General features: G+C 71.3%; 15 protein-coding genes. 8 read left to right on the forward strand and 7 right to left on the reverse strand.

Going from position 1 to position 12,987, the window contains the following annotated elements:
* Positions 1-101: 101 nt before the first annotated feature.
* Positions 102-1,280: an endo-1,4-beta-xylanase gene (locus AC1DXK_RS17990; RefSeq protein WP_477298541.1), complete on the reverse strand. Its 1,179-nt coding sequence runs from the start codon at positions 1,278-1,280 to the stop codon at positions 102-104.
* 235 nt (positions 1,281-1,515) lie between these two features.
* Between AC1DXK_RS17990 and AC1DXK_RS17995 the strand changes: the two genes are divergently transcribed.
* From AC1DXK_RS17995 to AC1DXK_RS18005, 3 genes are all read left to right on the forward strand, one after another.
* Positions 1,516-1,818, forward strand: coding sequence for a hypothetical protein (locus AC1DXK_RS17995; protein ID WP_457106516.1), 303 nt, complete (start codon positions 1,516-1,518; stop codon positions 1,816-1,818).
* The gene (locus AC1DXK_RS18000) at positions 1,815-2,249 is read left to right on the forward strand and encodes a type II toxin-antitoxin system VapC family toxin (protein ID WP_457106517.1); all 435 of its coding nucleotides are present in this window, start codon (positions 1,815-1,817) and stop codon (positions 2,247-2,249) included. The genes AC1DXK_RS17995 and AC1DXK_RS18000 overlap by 4 nt, the downstream gene beginning before the upstream one ends.
* A 176-nt stretch (positions 2,250-2,425) precedes the next feature.
* Positions 2,426-3,268: an SDR family NAD(P)-dependent oxidoreductase gene (locus tag AC1DXK_RS18005; protein ID WP_457106518.1), complete on the forward strand. Its 843-nt coding sequence runs from the start codon at positions 2,426-2,428 to the stop codon at positions 3,266-3,268.
* Positions 3,269-3,454: 186 nt separating this feature from the next.
* Here AC1DXK_RS18005 and AC1DXK_RS18010 read toward each other — a convergent pair whose 3' ends face one another.
* Positions 3,455-3,742, reverse strand: coding sequence for a GIY-YIG nuclease family protein (locus AC1DXK_RS18010; protein WP_457106519.1), 288 nt, complete (start codon positions 3,740-3,742; stop codon positions 3,455-3,457).
* Positions 3,743-3,961: 219 nt separating this feature from the next.
* Here AC1DXK_RS18010 and zwf point away from each other — a divergent pair, with 219 nt between their 5' ends.
* Both zwf and AC1DXK_RS18020 read left to right on the forward strand, forming a co-directional pair.
* Positions 3,962-5,434 carry a glucose-6-phosphate dehydrogenase gene (gene zwf, locus AC1DXK_RS18015; RefSeq protein ID WP_477298545.1) on the forward strand — a complete coding sequence of 491 codons (1,473 nt, stop codon included), beginning with the start codon at positions 3,962-3,964 and terminating at the stop codon, positions 5,432-5,434.
* Between the two features lie 122 nt (positions 5,435-5,556).
* Positions 5,557-5,757 carry a hypothetical protein gene (locus AC1DXK_RS18020; RefSeq protein ID WP_457106521.1) on the forward strand — a complete coding sequence of 67 codons (201 nt, stop codon included), beginning with the start codon at positions 5,557-5,559 and terminating at the stop codon, positions 5,755-5,757.
* Between the two features lie 43 nt (positions 5,758-5,800).
* Here the strand turns inward: AC1DXK_RS18020 and AC1DXK_RS18025 are convergent, their stop codons facing one another.
* The gene (locus AC1DXK_RS18025; protein ID WP_477298547.1) at positions 5,801-7,315 is read right to left on the reverse strand and encodes an OpgD/OpgG family glucan biosynthesis protein; all 1,515 of its coding nucleotides are present in this window, start codon (positions 7,313-7,315) and stop codon (positions 5,801-5,803) included.
* A gap of 271 nt (positions 7,316-7,586) precedes the next feature.
* Here AC1DXK_RS18025 and mdoH point away from each other — a divergent pair, with 271 nt between their 5' ends.
* Entirely contained in the window at positions 7,587-9,515 is a 1,929-nt protein-coding gene (mdoH, locus tag AC1DXK_RS18030; protein ID WP_457106523.1) for a glucans biosynthesis glucosyltransferase MdoH, read from the forward strand.
* A gap of 247 nt (positions 9,516-9,762) precedes the next feature.
* A complete protein-coding gene (locus tag AC1DXK_RS18035) occupies positions 9,763-10,416 on the forward strand; it encodes a L,D-transpeptidase (RefSeq protein ID WP_477298549.1) in 654 nt (217 codons plus the stop codon).
* Positions 10,417-10,468: 52 nt separating this feature from the next.
* Here AC1DXK_RS18035 and AC1DXK_RS18040 read toward each other — a convergent pair whose 3' ends face one another.
* The 4 genes from AC1DXK_RS18040 to AC1DXK_RS18055 all read right to left on the reverse strand — a co-directional run bounded on the left by AC1DXK_RS18040 (position 10,469) and on the right by AC1DXK_RS18055 (position 11,851).
* A complete protein-coding gene (locus AC1DXK_RS18040; protein WP_457106525.1) occupies positions 10,469-10,795 on the reverse strand; it encodes a cupin domain-containing protein in 327 nt (108 codons plus the stop codon).
* A gap of 62 nt (positions 10,796-10,857) precedes the next feature.
* Positions 10,858-11,151, reverse strand: coding sequence for a type II toxin-antitoxin system RelE/ParE family toxin (locus tag AC1DXK_RS18045; protein WP_457106526.1), 294 nt, complete (start codon positions 11,149-11,151; stop codon positions 10,858-10,860).
* Positions 11,148-11,375 (reverse strand): hypothetical protein, encoded by a 228-nt coding sequence (locus AC1DXK_RS18050; protein WP_457106527.1) that lies wholly within the window; start codon positions 11,373-11,375, stop codon positions 11,148-11,150. Before AC1DXK_RS18050 ends, AC1DXK_RS18045 begins: the two co-directional genes overlap by 4 nt.
* A gap of 53 nt (positions 11,376-11,428) precedes the next feature.
* Positions 11,429-11,851 (reverse strand): gamma-butyrobetaine hydroxylase family protein, encoded by a 423-nt coding sequence (locus AC1DXK_RS18055; protein ID WP_457106528.1) that lies wholly within the window; start codon positions 11,849-11,851, stop codon positions 11,429-11,431.
* 81 nt (positions 11,852-11,932) lie between these two features.
* Between AC1DXK_RS18055 and moaA the strand changes: the two genes are divergently transcribed.
* The gene (gene moaA / locus AC1DXK_RS18060; RefSeq protein ID WP_457106589.1) at positions 11,933-12,985 is read left to right on the forward strand and encodes a GTP 3',8-cyclase MoaA; all 1,053 of its coding nucleotides are present in this window, start codon (positions 11,933-11,935) and stop codon (positions 12,983-12,985) included.
* Positions 12,986-12,987: the final 2 nt, after the last annotated feature.

Raw genomic sequence — 12,987 nt, forward strand, 5'->3', positions numbered from 1 at the left:
GTACGGGTTCGTCGAGCGCCCCTGCGCGCGCCTCCGCCGCCGCCTCCTCGCCGACCGGCCGCCGGAGCCGAGCCTGGCCGAGGGCGGGCRCCGGGCCGGCGTCACGCCCGCCTGAGCCTGTCCCGGGCGGCGCTGTGGTCGGGGGCGGCCCGGAACRCCGCCTGCATCGCGTGCCACAGGGGCTTGCGCCGGAACTGCGCGTCGAGCGGCAGCGCCCGCTGCGGCAGGCCGTCCGGGCGCTTGCGGTACGGGTGGTCGTTCAGCCACGTGTCCGGGTCGTAGATGTCCCAGGTCAGGACGTCGAGGCAGGCGGGCTCGTCCAGCACCACGTCGAGGTAGCGCCGGGCGTAATCGGCCACCATCCGGTCGCGGGTCGCCACGTCGGACGGGAAGGCCCGGTCGTCGATGTCGAGTTCGGTGATCGCGATGCCGAGCCCCATCTGGCCGATCTCCCGCAGGAAGCGCCGCAGCTGACCCTGGTCGATCGGGATCGTGCTGGTGAGGTGCGACTGGAGCCCGAAGCGCCGGATCGGCACGCCGCGGGCGCGCATCGCCTCCAGGCGGCGCAGGACCTTGGTGCGCTTGGCCTCCATCCAGGGGACGCCCTGCTCCACCGCGTCCTCGTTCCAGGTGCCGGCGGCCGCGGGATCGGTCTCGTGCAGGATCCGGAAGGCGAGATCGACGTAAGCAGGGCCGATCGCGGTGAGCCAGGGCGAGTCGCGCAGGCCGCCGCCGCGGTCGGGATCGGCCTCGTTGCCGAGGATCTCGTTGACCACGTCCCAGGCGACGATCTGGCCCCGGTAATGGCCCGCCACCGTCTCGATCCAGCGCCGCATGAAGTCCTCGGCCTGGACGGCGCTCGCCCGGCCGAGCAGCGGGCCGACCCAGGTGGGCAGGGCCGCGTGCCAGACCAGGGTGTGGCCGCGCATGCGCTGGCCGTTCTCCCGGGCGAAGCGCAGGATGGCGTCGCCGCGGGCGAAGTCGGTCCGGCCCGGCGCGGGCAGGACCTCCTCCATCTTCATCTCGGTGCCGCAGACGAGGATGCCGCATTCCCACGCCACCGCCTGCCGGTAGGCGGGCGTCGCGTCGAACCGGTGGAAGGGCACCTCGCAGCCGTACATCAGGCCCTTGGCGGCCGCGGCGGCCTGGAGGCTGTCGCTCGCCCAGGACGGACGGCCGAGGGGACCGAACCCCGCCGGGCCGGCCGCACGCGCCGCATTGGCGAGGCCGAGAGAGGCCGCACCGGCGAGGATCGCGCGGCGGCTCGGGGCAGGGGGCATCCGGGTACTTCATTCCGACGCGTGGGCCGCCAACCCTAGCAGAAGCCGCCGCGGCGGCGATCCGCTGGTTCTGCCGGGTCGCACCGGATCGGGCTGAGCGCGACGTCTCCGCTGTCGCCCTCCGGAACCGCGCCCTGACGGACCAGCCTCCGGACCGCTCCCGATCGGAGGCCGCGGCATTGTTGTGGGATCGGAGCCAGGATATATAACCGGTGATATCAGGGGGAGGCTGGCGATGGGCAATGCTGCGCAGAAGCGAGCCGTCCGCAACTATCGATCGCGTCAGGTCGCGCGCGGCATCGCACGCTTCGAAGTTCAAGCGCTTGATGCTGATCGAGCGTTGATCCGCGCGCTCGCTCGTCGCCTTGCCGGGGATGATCCCGGCGCCGCGCAGGTGCGCAGGATGGTCCAGCAGATCGTTTTCGGAGAACCGCCCCACCCGGGTGGAATCCTCCAGGCGCTGCGCCGGTCGCCGCTCGTCGGCGCCGGTCTCGAACTCGATCGCGCGCGGGAGGAAGGCCGCACGCTCGATCTGTGACTCGATACCTGCTCGACACCAACATCATCAGCAATGTCGTGAAGCCGCAGCCTTCCGCCTCCCTGCTCGACTGGATGTCGAAGCAGCGTGACGACGCGCTGTTCATCACGGCGCTGACGGTCGCCGAGATCCGGCGCGGCATTCTGGAGAAGCCGGCAGGCGGGAAGCGCGCGGCGCTCGAAGCGTGGATCGCCGGCCCCGAAGGACCGCAAGCCCTGTTCACGGGCCGCATCCTGCCGTTCGACGACAGGGCCGGGCTGGTCTGGGCGCGGCTGATGGCGGACGGGAAGATCGCCGGGCGGCCGCGCAGCGCTCTCGACATGATCGTCGCGGCGATCGCCGAAGCCAACGCCTGTGTCGTCGTGACGGATAACGAGAAGGACTTCGCTGGCCTCCCGTTCATCAACCCGTTGCGCGGAGGCGCGGCCTGACCGAGGCTGTCGCGCCCCGGTCGCGAGACCGGAGATCCGCAGGCTTGTGCGCGGCGTCGGACGATCGCACGGCCATGCTGACGCCCACGCGGCGGGACGCGCGGGATCCGGATGCGAATTCGCCTTCCCCCCCGGGTCGCCCCATCTGATGGGCGCCACTCAGCCGAGGATCCGTCATGAGCCAGCACCCCGCGATCAGTCCGGGCCGCAGCGCGGTCGTCACCGGGGCCGCGAGCGGCATCGGGCTCGCCGCCGCGCAGGCCTTCGCGCGGGCCGGCATGAATGTCTGGCTCGCGGATCTGCCGGGGCCGGCCCTGGACGCGGCCCGCGCCGCCGTGGCCGAACTCGCCGCCGTCGAGGTCCGGGCGGTGCCCACCGACGTGTCGGATCGGGGCGCCGTGGAGGCCCTGGCGGCCGCCGTCGCCAAGGCCGGCCCGCCCGCGCTGGTGATGCTGAACGCCGGGGTCGAGGCCGGCGGGAAGCTGTTCTCCGACGCCGACACCTGGGCGCGGATCCTGGGGACCAACCTCGGCGGCGTGGTCAACGGCATCCACGCTTTCGCGCCCGGCATGATCGAGAGTGGCAAGCCCGGCGCGATCATCGTCACGGGCTCGAAGCAGGGCATCACCACGCCGCCGGGCAACGCGCCCTACAACGTCTCGAAGGCGGGGGTGAAGGCGGCCACCGAGGCGCTCGCCCACGAGCTGCGCAACCGCGAGGGCTGCCGGACCACCGCCCACCTGCTGATCCCGGGCTTCGTCTATACGGGCCTCACCAAGGCCCGCGGCGTCGCCGAGAAGCCGGCGGGGGCCTGGACGCCCGACGAGACCGTGGCCTTCCTGCTGGAGCGGCTCGCGGCCGGGGATTTCTACATTCTCTGCCCCGACAACGAGACCACCCGGGCGCAGGACGCGAAGCGGATCGCCTGGGCGGCGGGCGACATCATCGAGAACCGGCCCGCCCTGTCGCGCTGGCATCCCGACCACGCCGAGGCGTTCAAGCGCTTCATGGAGGTGTGAGGTCGCTGCGGGGCAAGCGAAGCATCTTGGTGGCGCCACGCCTCTCAGCGTTGCGCCACCCTGGGTCACTTCGTGCGCTCGTGATGACGGAGGAGCGAGACGGGTCGCGTGACTGCGCGGCGTGCCGCCTTCAACGTCTTTGCGAGCGCAGCGAAGCAACCCAGGGAGCCGCGACGCCGGACCTGTTCATGCCAGATCGGGATACAGGTCGCGCCAATCCGGATTCATCGACTCGATCAGCGCGAGCTTCCGCTTCCGTGAGCCCGCCTTGATCTGCTTCTCGCGCGTGATGGCCTCAACCATCGTGGGATAGTGCTCGTACCAGGCGAGGAGTTTGCAAGCGTAACGGCTCGTGAAGCCAGCCTGGAGGGCTTCGCGGTGCTCGTGGACACGCCGCGCGAGGTTGGATGTCACGCCGGTATAGAGCGTGCCATTGCGGCGGCTCGCCATGATGTAGACGGCCGGCTCGCGCATCGTGCTGTCCTTCGGCACCGGCGCGCTGCCCTGGGTTGCTTCGCTGCGCTCGCAAGGACGGAGCGTGAGGCCATCGGGTTGCCCCGACCTGTCGCAGCCGCTCCCTGAACCGGGCAGCGCTGGCCTGCGCCCCTCGTCTGGCGAAGCCCTTGCACACGGGCTAGGTCAGTGCGACGCAGCCGCCGCACGAGACCAGCGCACGACACCCGGGAGCCAAACGTGGCCACGATCATCCCCGTCGCCTCCTTCGACTGCGTCGTGTTCGGCGCGACCGGCGATCTGACCGCGCGGAAGCTTCTGCCGGCGCTGTTCTACCGATTCCGCGACGGCCAGATCCCCGAGACCAGCCGGATCATCGGCGCCTCGCGCTCGGAACTGTCCCTCGACGCCTTCCGCGAGCACGCCCGCGACGCGCTCAAGCGGTTCGTGCCCGCCGACGACCTGACCGACGCGATGCTGGAGCGTTTCCTCGACCACGTCGATTACGTCGCGGTCGACGGCGCCGGCGACAGCGGCTGGACCGACCTCGTCGCCAAGCTCGACGAGCGGCCCGACCAAGTCCGGCCCTACTACCTCGCCACCTCGCCCGACCTCTACGGCTCGATCTGCCGCAACCTCGCAGCCCACGGTCTCGTCGGCGCGAAGTCCCGCGTCGTGCTGGAGAAGCCGATCGGCAAGGACCTGAAATCGGCCAAGGCGATCAACGACGCGGTCGGCGAGGTCTTCCCCGAATCGCAGATCTTCCGCATCGATCACTATCTCGGCAAGGAGACGGTCCAGAACCTGCTGTCGCTCCGCTTCGCCAACACCATCTTCGAGCGGCTCTGGACCTCGGACGTGATCGACCACGTCCAGATCACGGTCGCCGAGACGGTGGGGGTCGAGGGCCGGGCCGGCTACTACGACACGTCGGGCGCGATGCGCGACATGCTGCAGAACCACATCCTGCAGCTCCTCTGCCTCACCGCCATGGAGAGCCCGCTCAATCTCGAGGCGAACTCCGTCCGGGACGAGAAGCTGAAGGTGCTGCGCGCCCTCAAGCCGATCACCGCGCACGACATCCAGAGCGCCACGGTGCGCGGCCAGTACGTGGCGGGCGCCGTCGACGGCAAGCCCGTCGAGGGCTACCTCGCCGAACTCGGCCACGAGAGCCGGACCGAGACCTTCGTGGCCATGAAGGTCGAGATCCAGTCCGGCCGCTGGGCCGGCGTGCCGTTCTACCTGCGCACCGGCAAGCGCCTGCCCCGGAAGCTCTCGGAGATCGTGGTGCAGTTCCGTGCCTCGCCCTTCTCGATCTTCCCCGAGGAGGCCTTCGGCCGCGAGCCGAACCGCCTGGTGATCCGCCTGCAGCCGCAGGAGGGCATGAAGCTCGAGGTCATGACCAAGGATCCGGGTCCGGGCGGCCTGCGCCTGCGCCCGACCGACCTCGACATCTCCTTCGAGGAGATCTTCAAGCAGCGCTATCCGGACGCCTACGAGCGCCTTCTGATGGACGTGGTCCGCGGCAACGCCACCCTGTTCATGCGCCGCGACGAGGTCGAGGCCGCCTGGGCCTGGGCGGACGGCGTGCTCAAGGCCTGGGCCGACCGACCCGAGGCGCCGCGTCCCTACCCGGCCGGCAGCTGGGGGCCGACGGCCGCCATCGCGCTGATCGAGCGCGACGGCCGGACCTGGCACGAGGAACTGCGCTAAGGACGATCGTCGGCTTACGGTCAAGCTGCCTTGATACGGCCAAGCCAGATGTGAAACGTGTTCGTGCCGCCGGATACCGCCCCGGGAGAGGGTGGATACGGCGCGGCACGAGGGATCATCACATGCTGGACAATCATCAGGACGTGGCCGCCCAGGCCGAGCGCCGCCTGGAGCGTTCGGTCGCCGCGGCCCTGCGCGTTATCGCCGCCGCCCAGGTCGAACGGCAGGCCCCGCCGGTCTCCGCCGCCCGTCGGCGCCTGAGCGAGGTCTACAGCGCAACCCGTTTGGCGCGGCGCCTGAAGCAGGAGCGTCGAACCGCCTGAGCGGCCTGGAACGTCGGCCGTCCCTGCGCGCGCTCAGAGGGGGTCACACCGCTGCGTCCCAGGTCTCGCTGAGGGGCGTCGTCCCGCGGACCAGCCGGGCGCGCAGCACGACATCGCCCGACGGCATCGGTTCCGGCGGGCGCCACTCGACGTAGATCCGCCAGCCGCCGGTCTGCGGCACGAAGTTCGCCACCGGCTCGTGCATCGTGCCGGCGCTGGCGGAAACCTCCGCGCCTACGGCGTCGTCGGCGCCCTTCGGCAGCTCCGGTCCCGCGAAGTYGATCACGCAGAGCCGCCGCCGCGGGTTCGGCGGCGTCATCGGGCGCAGGCGCTCCGCCGAGCCGAACCGCGTCGAGGTCACCCGGGCCAGGGATGAGTCGGGGATCGCCGGCACCGGCTCGGCCCCCACCGTGGTTAGGCCGTAGGCGACCCGCAGCGGGGTGCCCGGCTTCGCCGGGGACGCCGGTACGAAGGCTGCCACGATGTTGTCCATGTATTCCTCGCCCGACGGGATCTCGAAGAGCTGCACGGCGCCCTCCGCGAAGGCGCCGCCGTCGGCGTCCGGGCTCACCCACAGGCCCGGCCGCGCCTCGTGGCGCGCCTCGACGTCGAGGTAGGCGGCGAAGCTCCGCTCCCGCTGCAGCAGCCCGAAGCCGGCAAGCGGCCGGGCCGCGAAGGCGGAGATCTGCGGCTGCTGGCGCCCGTTCACCAGGGGGCGCCAGATCCGGTCGACATGCGCCGGATCGGCCCCGGCCGCGACGCAGAGCCCGTCGGAATCGTGCACCTGCGGCCGGAAGTCGTCGAACGGCTTGGCGTCCCGGGCGCCGGGTCCGTTCTGGCCGAACAGGAACATGCTGGTGAGCGGCGCCAGACCGAGCTTCGCGATCGGCCGGCGCGGATGGAGCGCCGCCGTGACGGCGATCCGCGCCGGGTCCCCGGGGCTGATCGCGAACCGGTAGGCACCGGCCACGCTCGGGCTGTCGAGCAGGGAGAGCACCGTCAGGGTGCGTGCCTCCGGCTCCGGTTCGCAGATCCAGTGGGCGACGAAGTCGGGGAATTCCTCGCCCTCCGGCGCGCCGGTGCCGATGGCGAGACCCCGGGCCGAGAGCCCGTATTCCTGGTTGGCCGCGCGCAGGCGGAAATAGGACGCCCCGAGGAACACGAGGAACTCTTCCTGGAAGCCCTTGGGGCGCCAGGCCGGCGTGTCCGGGAAAGCGTAGTGCAGGCGGAATCCCGCAAAGCCGAGATCGGGCGCAAAGCTCTGGCCGGCGAGCGTCCGGCCGAGATCGAACAGGCGGCTCTCATAGGGAATCGGGCGTGCCGGCCCGACGCGCGGCTGGAGATAGAGGGCAACGCGCTTGCGCTGCAGGAAGCCCCGATGGAACAGCTGCGCGCTGAAATGGGCGCCGAGATGCAGGCTCTCGGCCGCCCGGAAGGTGATGGCACGGTAGCCGTCGTAGTCGAGGGCGGCGAGGGCGGGCGGCAGGTCTTCGGGCGGTGCGGCATAGGGCGCGGCCGCGAGGCGCGCCGCCTGGGCCGACAGGGACTCGAAGGTCATCGCGCCCTCCTGCGGCGGAAGCGCCGACCCGGCCCACGTTCTGGACCCATTCAGATCGGCCGCGCTAGGTAGGACCGTGCCGGCAGCCGCGGCCAGGACCGTCCGAAGAACGCGGCGTCGGGAGGGGGGATTGATCCGTTCGGCTTCCGGCCGCCCGTGTGGCCGGGGCGGCTCCGTGTCCTCACCCCGCACATCGGTATCCACGGTCATCGGTTCCCGGCCTCCGCCGGCGGGGCAGCCGGTGGCCTTCCACGGTCGAGTTCCTCGCGCCATGTCCTCACGCGTCATCTCCTCCGCCGAGCGGTCGCACCGGAACGCGGGTCCTGCCATACCCGATCCGTCGGACGGGGCATCCTATCGCGAGGTCTGGACCGACGGGCGCCGCGCCGCGCTGCGGACCCGGCGCCTGGCTCTGGCGGTCTCGAGCCTCGTCACCGCCGGCGGCCTGGTGTGGCTCGCCGCGCTGGCCTACCCGGCGGGCGTCAGCCCGCTCGCCTGGGCCGTCCTGGTTCTGTTCGGCCTCGTGATGGGCTGGCAGGCCTTCGTCGCCTGCCAGTACGTCTACGGCTTCGCAGCAGCCCTCCTGGGCGACCGGGCGAAGTCCGTGATGGAACGCCGTTCCGGAGAGGCGGGCGCCCTGCCGGCCGAGGCCGGGCGCACCGCCGCCGTGGTGGCGATCCACGCCGAGGACGCGGTGGCGGTGTTCGCCCGCCTGCGGGTGATGGCCCGGTCGCTCGCCCGCGCCGAGGCTCAGGGCATCGACATCTTCGTCCTGTCCGACACCCGGGACGGCGCGATCGCCGCCGTGGAGGAGCACGAATTCGCGCGCATCCAGGCCTGGGCGGTCGCCGACCCGGCCCTGCCGCGGATCCGCTACCGGCGTCGGACGGAGAATGTCGGCCGCAAGGCCGGCAACATCGGCGAGTTCTGCCGCCGCTACGGTGCCGAATACGCGTTCATGATCGTGCTGGACGCCGACAGCCTGATGACCGGCGACGCCATGAGCCGGCTCGTGCGCCTGATGGCGGAGAGCCCCCGCACCGGCCTGATCCAGACCGTCTCGTACGCCGCGGGCCGGGACACGCTCTTCGCCCGCATCCAGCAATTCGCCGTCCGCCTCTACGCGCCGCTGGCCCTGCGCTGCCTGGAGACCTGGCAGGGGCCGGAGGGCAGCTACTGGGGCCACAACGCCATCCTGCGGATCGAGGCCTTCGCGGAGAACGCCCAGCTCCCGAAGCTCCCGGGCCGGGAGCCGCTCGGCGGCGAGATCCTGTGCCACGACATCGTCGAGGGCGCGCTGATGGTCCGCGCCGGGTGGGAGGTGCGGCTGCTGCCCGAGATGGGGGGCACCTGGGAGGAGATGCCCACCAACTTGGTCGACCTGCTCGGCCGCGAGCGGCGCTGGTGCCAGGGCAACCTCCAGCACCTGCGGGTGCTGCCCTGGGCAGGCCTGCACGCCGCAAGCCGCTGGCACCTCTTCGTCGGCATCCTCTCCTACGGGGTGCTGCCGCTCTGGATCGCCTTCCTGGGCCTCGCCGCGTGGCAGGCCGCCCGGACCGGCGATCTCGGCCTCCTGGCCTACGGGCTGACCGGGCCGGGCGCCGCCGCCCACGCCCTCGCCGCCCTCAGCCTCGCCGTGCTCGCCCTGCCGAAGCTCCTGAGCCTCGGCCATGTCCTGGCCTCGCCGCAGCGGCGCGGGGCCTTCGGCGGCACCCGGGCGCTGCTCGCGAGCGCGGCCCTGGAACAGGTCGTCTGGGTGTTCCTGTGGCCGGTCCTGACCCTGTTCACCGCCGGGGCCGTGGTCTCGACCTTCTTCGGCCGGGTGGTGCGCTGGGAGACGCAGGACCGCGACGACCGGCAGCTCTCCTGGGCCGAGGCCTTCCGGCTCCAGGCCGACGCCGTCGTGGTCGGCGGCCTGATGGCCTTCGCCCTGGTCCTCGCCGGAAACCCCTGGCTCGCGCTCTGGATGGCGCCCCTGGCCCTGGCGCTCGTAACGAGCCCGGCCCAGAGCGTCTGGACGAGCCGGGCCGACCTCGGCCGTGCCGCCCGGGCGCGGGGCCTGTTCCTGAACGCCGACGACACCGCGCAGGCGCCGGAACTCGCCGAACTCGCCCAGCTCCGCGGCGCGCCCTGCGCGGTGGCCCCGGTCCGTCCGGCGCCGCGGGAGCCGGCCATCTGGCTCGCCGCCGACGAGGCCTGAGACGCGGCTCCGGACCCGGCCAGAGAAGATCCTGAAGCCCGGGGCAGCAGACATCATCCCGGGCCTTACGGCCAAGCTGCCACAGTGTTGCCATCGAGTCACGGGCGGGCGGAACCGCCGGGGCGGGGCCGTTTCAGGCTTGGTTTTGGGGCGCGAGCGTTTACCCCTTGGCGAGGATCGGCACGGCATCGTGCCCCGGTATTCGCCGCGTTCCCGCCATAGTCCGCGCCTGCCCCGAGAGGCTTTGATGCGTCGTTTTCTCCCCGCTCTGATCGGGCTTTTCGGCGCGGCCGCGTGCGCCGCGYCGGCCCTTGCCTACGAGATCGACCCGCTGACCCGCCAGCCGCTGAACGACGCGCTCACGGTGCGGGTGCGCCCGCAGGCCGTCGAGACCGTCGCGGTGCCGGTGGCCAACCCGGCCGACCCGCTGAGCGCCGACGCGGCGGTGCCGCAGATGTCGGCCATCCCGCGGGAGACCGTGGCGTATAACGGCCCGTACGGCGCCGGCACGATCGTCGTGTCCACGGCCGAGCGGCGGCTCTATTACGTGCTGGGCGGCGGTCAGGCCCTGCGCTACGGCGTCGGCGTCGGCCGCCCGGGCTTCACCTGGGGCGGCGTCCAGACCATCACGATGAAGCGCGAGTGGCCGGATTGGCGCCCGCCGTCGACCATGCTGAAGCGTCGGCCCGACCTGCCGCGCTACATGAAGGGCGGCCTCGAGAACCCGCTGGGCGCCCGCGCGATGTATCTGGGCGGCTCGATCTACCGGATCCACGGCTCCAACGAGCCGGAGACCATCGGCACGGCCGTGTCGTCGGGCTGCATCCGCATGACCAACGACGACGTGATGGACCTGTACACCCACGCCAAGGTCGGCACGAAGGTCATCGTCCAGCGCTGAATCTTTGGGACTTTTGCAGGAGGGCCGGCCGTGAGGCCGGCCCTTTTCGCGTTCAGGCGGTCGGCAGAGTGACCAGCGCGTCGGGACGCTTCACCTCGATCTCGATGAACGCGATCGGGTGGTCCGAGCCGTTCATCACGTCGTGCCGGATGCCCGCGGGCCGCATGTAGGATTGGCCGGCCGCGAGCGCCGTCTCGCTCACCGCCGCGCCGTCGTGGACGCGCAGGATCCCGTCCACCAGCATGACCACGAAATAGGGCCAGCCGTGCTCGTGCCAGCCGGTCACGGCGCCGGGCGGGAAGTCCCAGCGGGTGATGCGCACGGCGGCGTCGTCCTGCTGGATCGTGGGCGTTGCGGGGATGGTGCAGGCGAAGGCCATGGCGGCTCCGGAGACGATGACGACGCGATCTGGATTGGATGCAAATTCCGGCCCCGCTGACCTCATGTCGCTCCAGGCATGGAGGACGGGGACCGGGCGCCGTGGCGGATGCCGACGGCGATCAAGGCGTCCTCCCGGATCTCGTAGAAGATGAGATAGGGATATGGTCGCACCACGATGCGCCGAAGAGCCCCCAGATCGGTGAGCCGGCCGCTTCTGGGCTGATCGAGGAGAAGATCCAGGATGACGCGGATCCTGCCCTGGATTCGCCGCGCGCCATGGGGCGAGGAGCGGGCGATGTCCGTGAGCAGGTCATCGAGTTCGGCTGCGGCAGCCGCGGTGAAGCGCAGTTTCAAAAGCCGTGCTTCGACCAGATGGCCCTGATCTGTTCATCCGATGCGAACTCACCCCGTTCGGCTTGAGCGAGAGAGTGCGCGAACGATGTCTTCTCGTCCGGGCCGAGCTGATAAACGGCTTCGTCGTCGCCGGCGAGGCGCAGCAATACGTCGGCGAGTTCGTCCTGGGCCGCGGGAGACAGGGTGCGTGCCCGCGCGATGGCACGGTCGAGAAGCTCGGTCATGGCGCCATCCTGCGTCAGAACCGAACGGGGGGGAAGCGTTCGCGTCGCCGTCCTCAATGGCACCCACACGACCCCGAGCCGCAGCCCCCGCCGGACTTCACCGCGGCCTGCCGCGCCGTGTCGCGGTCGAGCCCACGCTCGGCGAGTTCGGTGAGGTAGGTGCTCCAGCGGGTCTCGTACTCGTGCCCCAGCGCGTGCAGGTAGCCCCAGCCGTAGATGCCGGTATCGTGCATGTCGTCGAAGCCGAGCTTCACCGCGTAGTTGCCGATCGGCTGCACCGCCAGGATGGCCACGGACCGCTTGCCGCCGATCACCTTCCGCTCCAGCGGCGAGTGGCCCTGCACCTCGGCCGAGGGGCTCGACACGCGCAGGTACTCGGCCGGCAGGGCGTAGCGCGCCCCGTCCTCGAAGGCGACGTTGAGCACCCGCCGGTCGGCCGACAGGCGGATCTCGGTCGGCCACAGATCCTCGCTCACGGGTCACACTCCTCACGCAATCCGGGGCTTCGGCCGATGACCGGCTTGCCCGCAACCGTCTGGGGCATCATATGCCGGATGATGCCCGATGACAGCTCCCTGACACCGCAGACGTCGGCGGTCGGCACGCCCGCCCGGCCCGCGCCGCTGATCGACCCGTTCCAGCGGGCGATCTCGTACCTGCGCATCTCGGTGACGGATCGCTGCGACCTGCGCTGCGCCTACTGCATGTCCGAGCACATGGAGTTCCTGCCCAAGCGCGACCTGCTGACCCTGGAGGAGCTGGACCGGCTCTGCGGCGTGTTCATCGCCCGCGGCGTGCGCAAGCTCCGGATCACCGGCGGCGAGCCGCTCGTGCGCCGCGACATCATGCACCTGTTCCGACGGCTGTCCCGCCATCTCGATTCCGGGGCGCTGGACGAGCTGACGCTCACCACCAACGGCACCCAGCTCACCCGCTACGCCGACGAGCTGGCGAGCCTCGGCGTGCGCCGGATCAACGTCTCGCTGGACACCCTCGACCCGGACAAGTTCCGGGCGATCACCCGCCGGGGCGACCTCAAGGTCGTGCTCGACGGCATCGCGGCGGCGCGGGCCACCGGGATGAAGGTCAAGATCAACGCGGTCGCCCTGCGCGACGTCAACGCCGACGAGATCCCCGACATGATCGCCTGGGCTCACGGCCTCGGCATGGACATGACGCTGATCGAGGTCATGCCGCTGGGCGAGATCGAGGCCGACCGCACCGACCAGTTCCTGCCCCTGTCGGTGGCCCGGCAGCGCCTGGAGACCCGCTACACCCTGACGCCGCTGCCCGACCGCACCGGCGGCCCGGCGCGCTACGTGCGCGTCGAGGAGACCGGCGGCAAGCTCGGCTTCATCACGCCGCTCACCCACAATTTCTGCGAGAGCTGCAACCGGGTGCGTCTGACCTGCACCGGTCAGCTCTACCTGTGCCTGGGCCAGGAGGACTCGGCCGACCTCCGGGCGGTCCTGCGCGCCTCCCAGGACGATGCGGTGCTGGCCCAGGCGGTGGTCGAGGCGATCACCCGCAAGCCCAAGGGCCATGACTTCGTCATCGAGCGCCAGCGGCCGGCCGCCGTGCCGCGGCACATGAGCGTCACGGGGGGATAGCG

Source organism: Methylobacterium sp. P3_A11 (genome assembly GCF_056403155.1).

Bases quoted from the DNA above. Each gene is read 5' to 3' on its own strand.
- AC1DXK_RS17995 (WP_457106516.1), top strand. From the start codon at position 1,516: ATGGGCAATGCTGCGCAGAAGCGAGCCGTCCGCAACTATCGATCGCGT.
- AC1DXK_RS18005 (WP_457106518.1), top strand. From the start codon at position 2,426: ATGAGCCAGCACCCCGCGATCAGTCCGGGCCGCAGCGCGGTCGTCACC.
- AC1DXK_RS18010 (WP_457106519.1), bottom strand. From the start codon at position 3,742: ATGCGCGAGCCGGCCGTCTACATCATGGCGAGCCGCCGCAATGGCACG.
- AC1DXK_RS18020 (WP_457106521.1), top strand. From the start codon at position 5,557: ATGCTGGACAATCATCAGGACGTGGCCGCCCAGGCCGAGCGCCGCCTG.
- mdoH (WP_457106523.1), top strand. From the start codon at position 7,587: ATGTCCTCACGCGTCATCTCCTCCGCCGAGCGGTCGCACCGGAACGCG.
- AC1DXK_RS18040 (WP_457106525.1), bottom strand. From the start codon at position 10,795: ATGGCCTTCGCCTGCACCATCCCCGCAACGCCCACGATCCAGCAGGAC.
- AC1DXK_RS18050 (WP_457106527.1), bottom strand. From the start codon at position 11,375: ATGACCGAGCTTCTCGACCGTGCCATCGCGCGGGCACGCACCCTGTCT.
- moaA (WP_457106589.1), top strand. From the start codon at position 11,933: ATGCCCGATGACAGCTCCCTGACACCGCAGACGTCGGCGGTCGGCACG.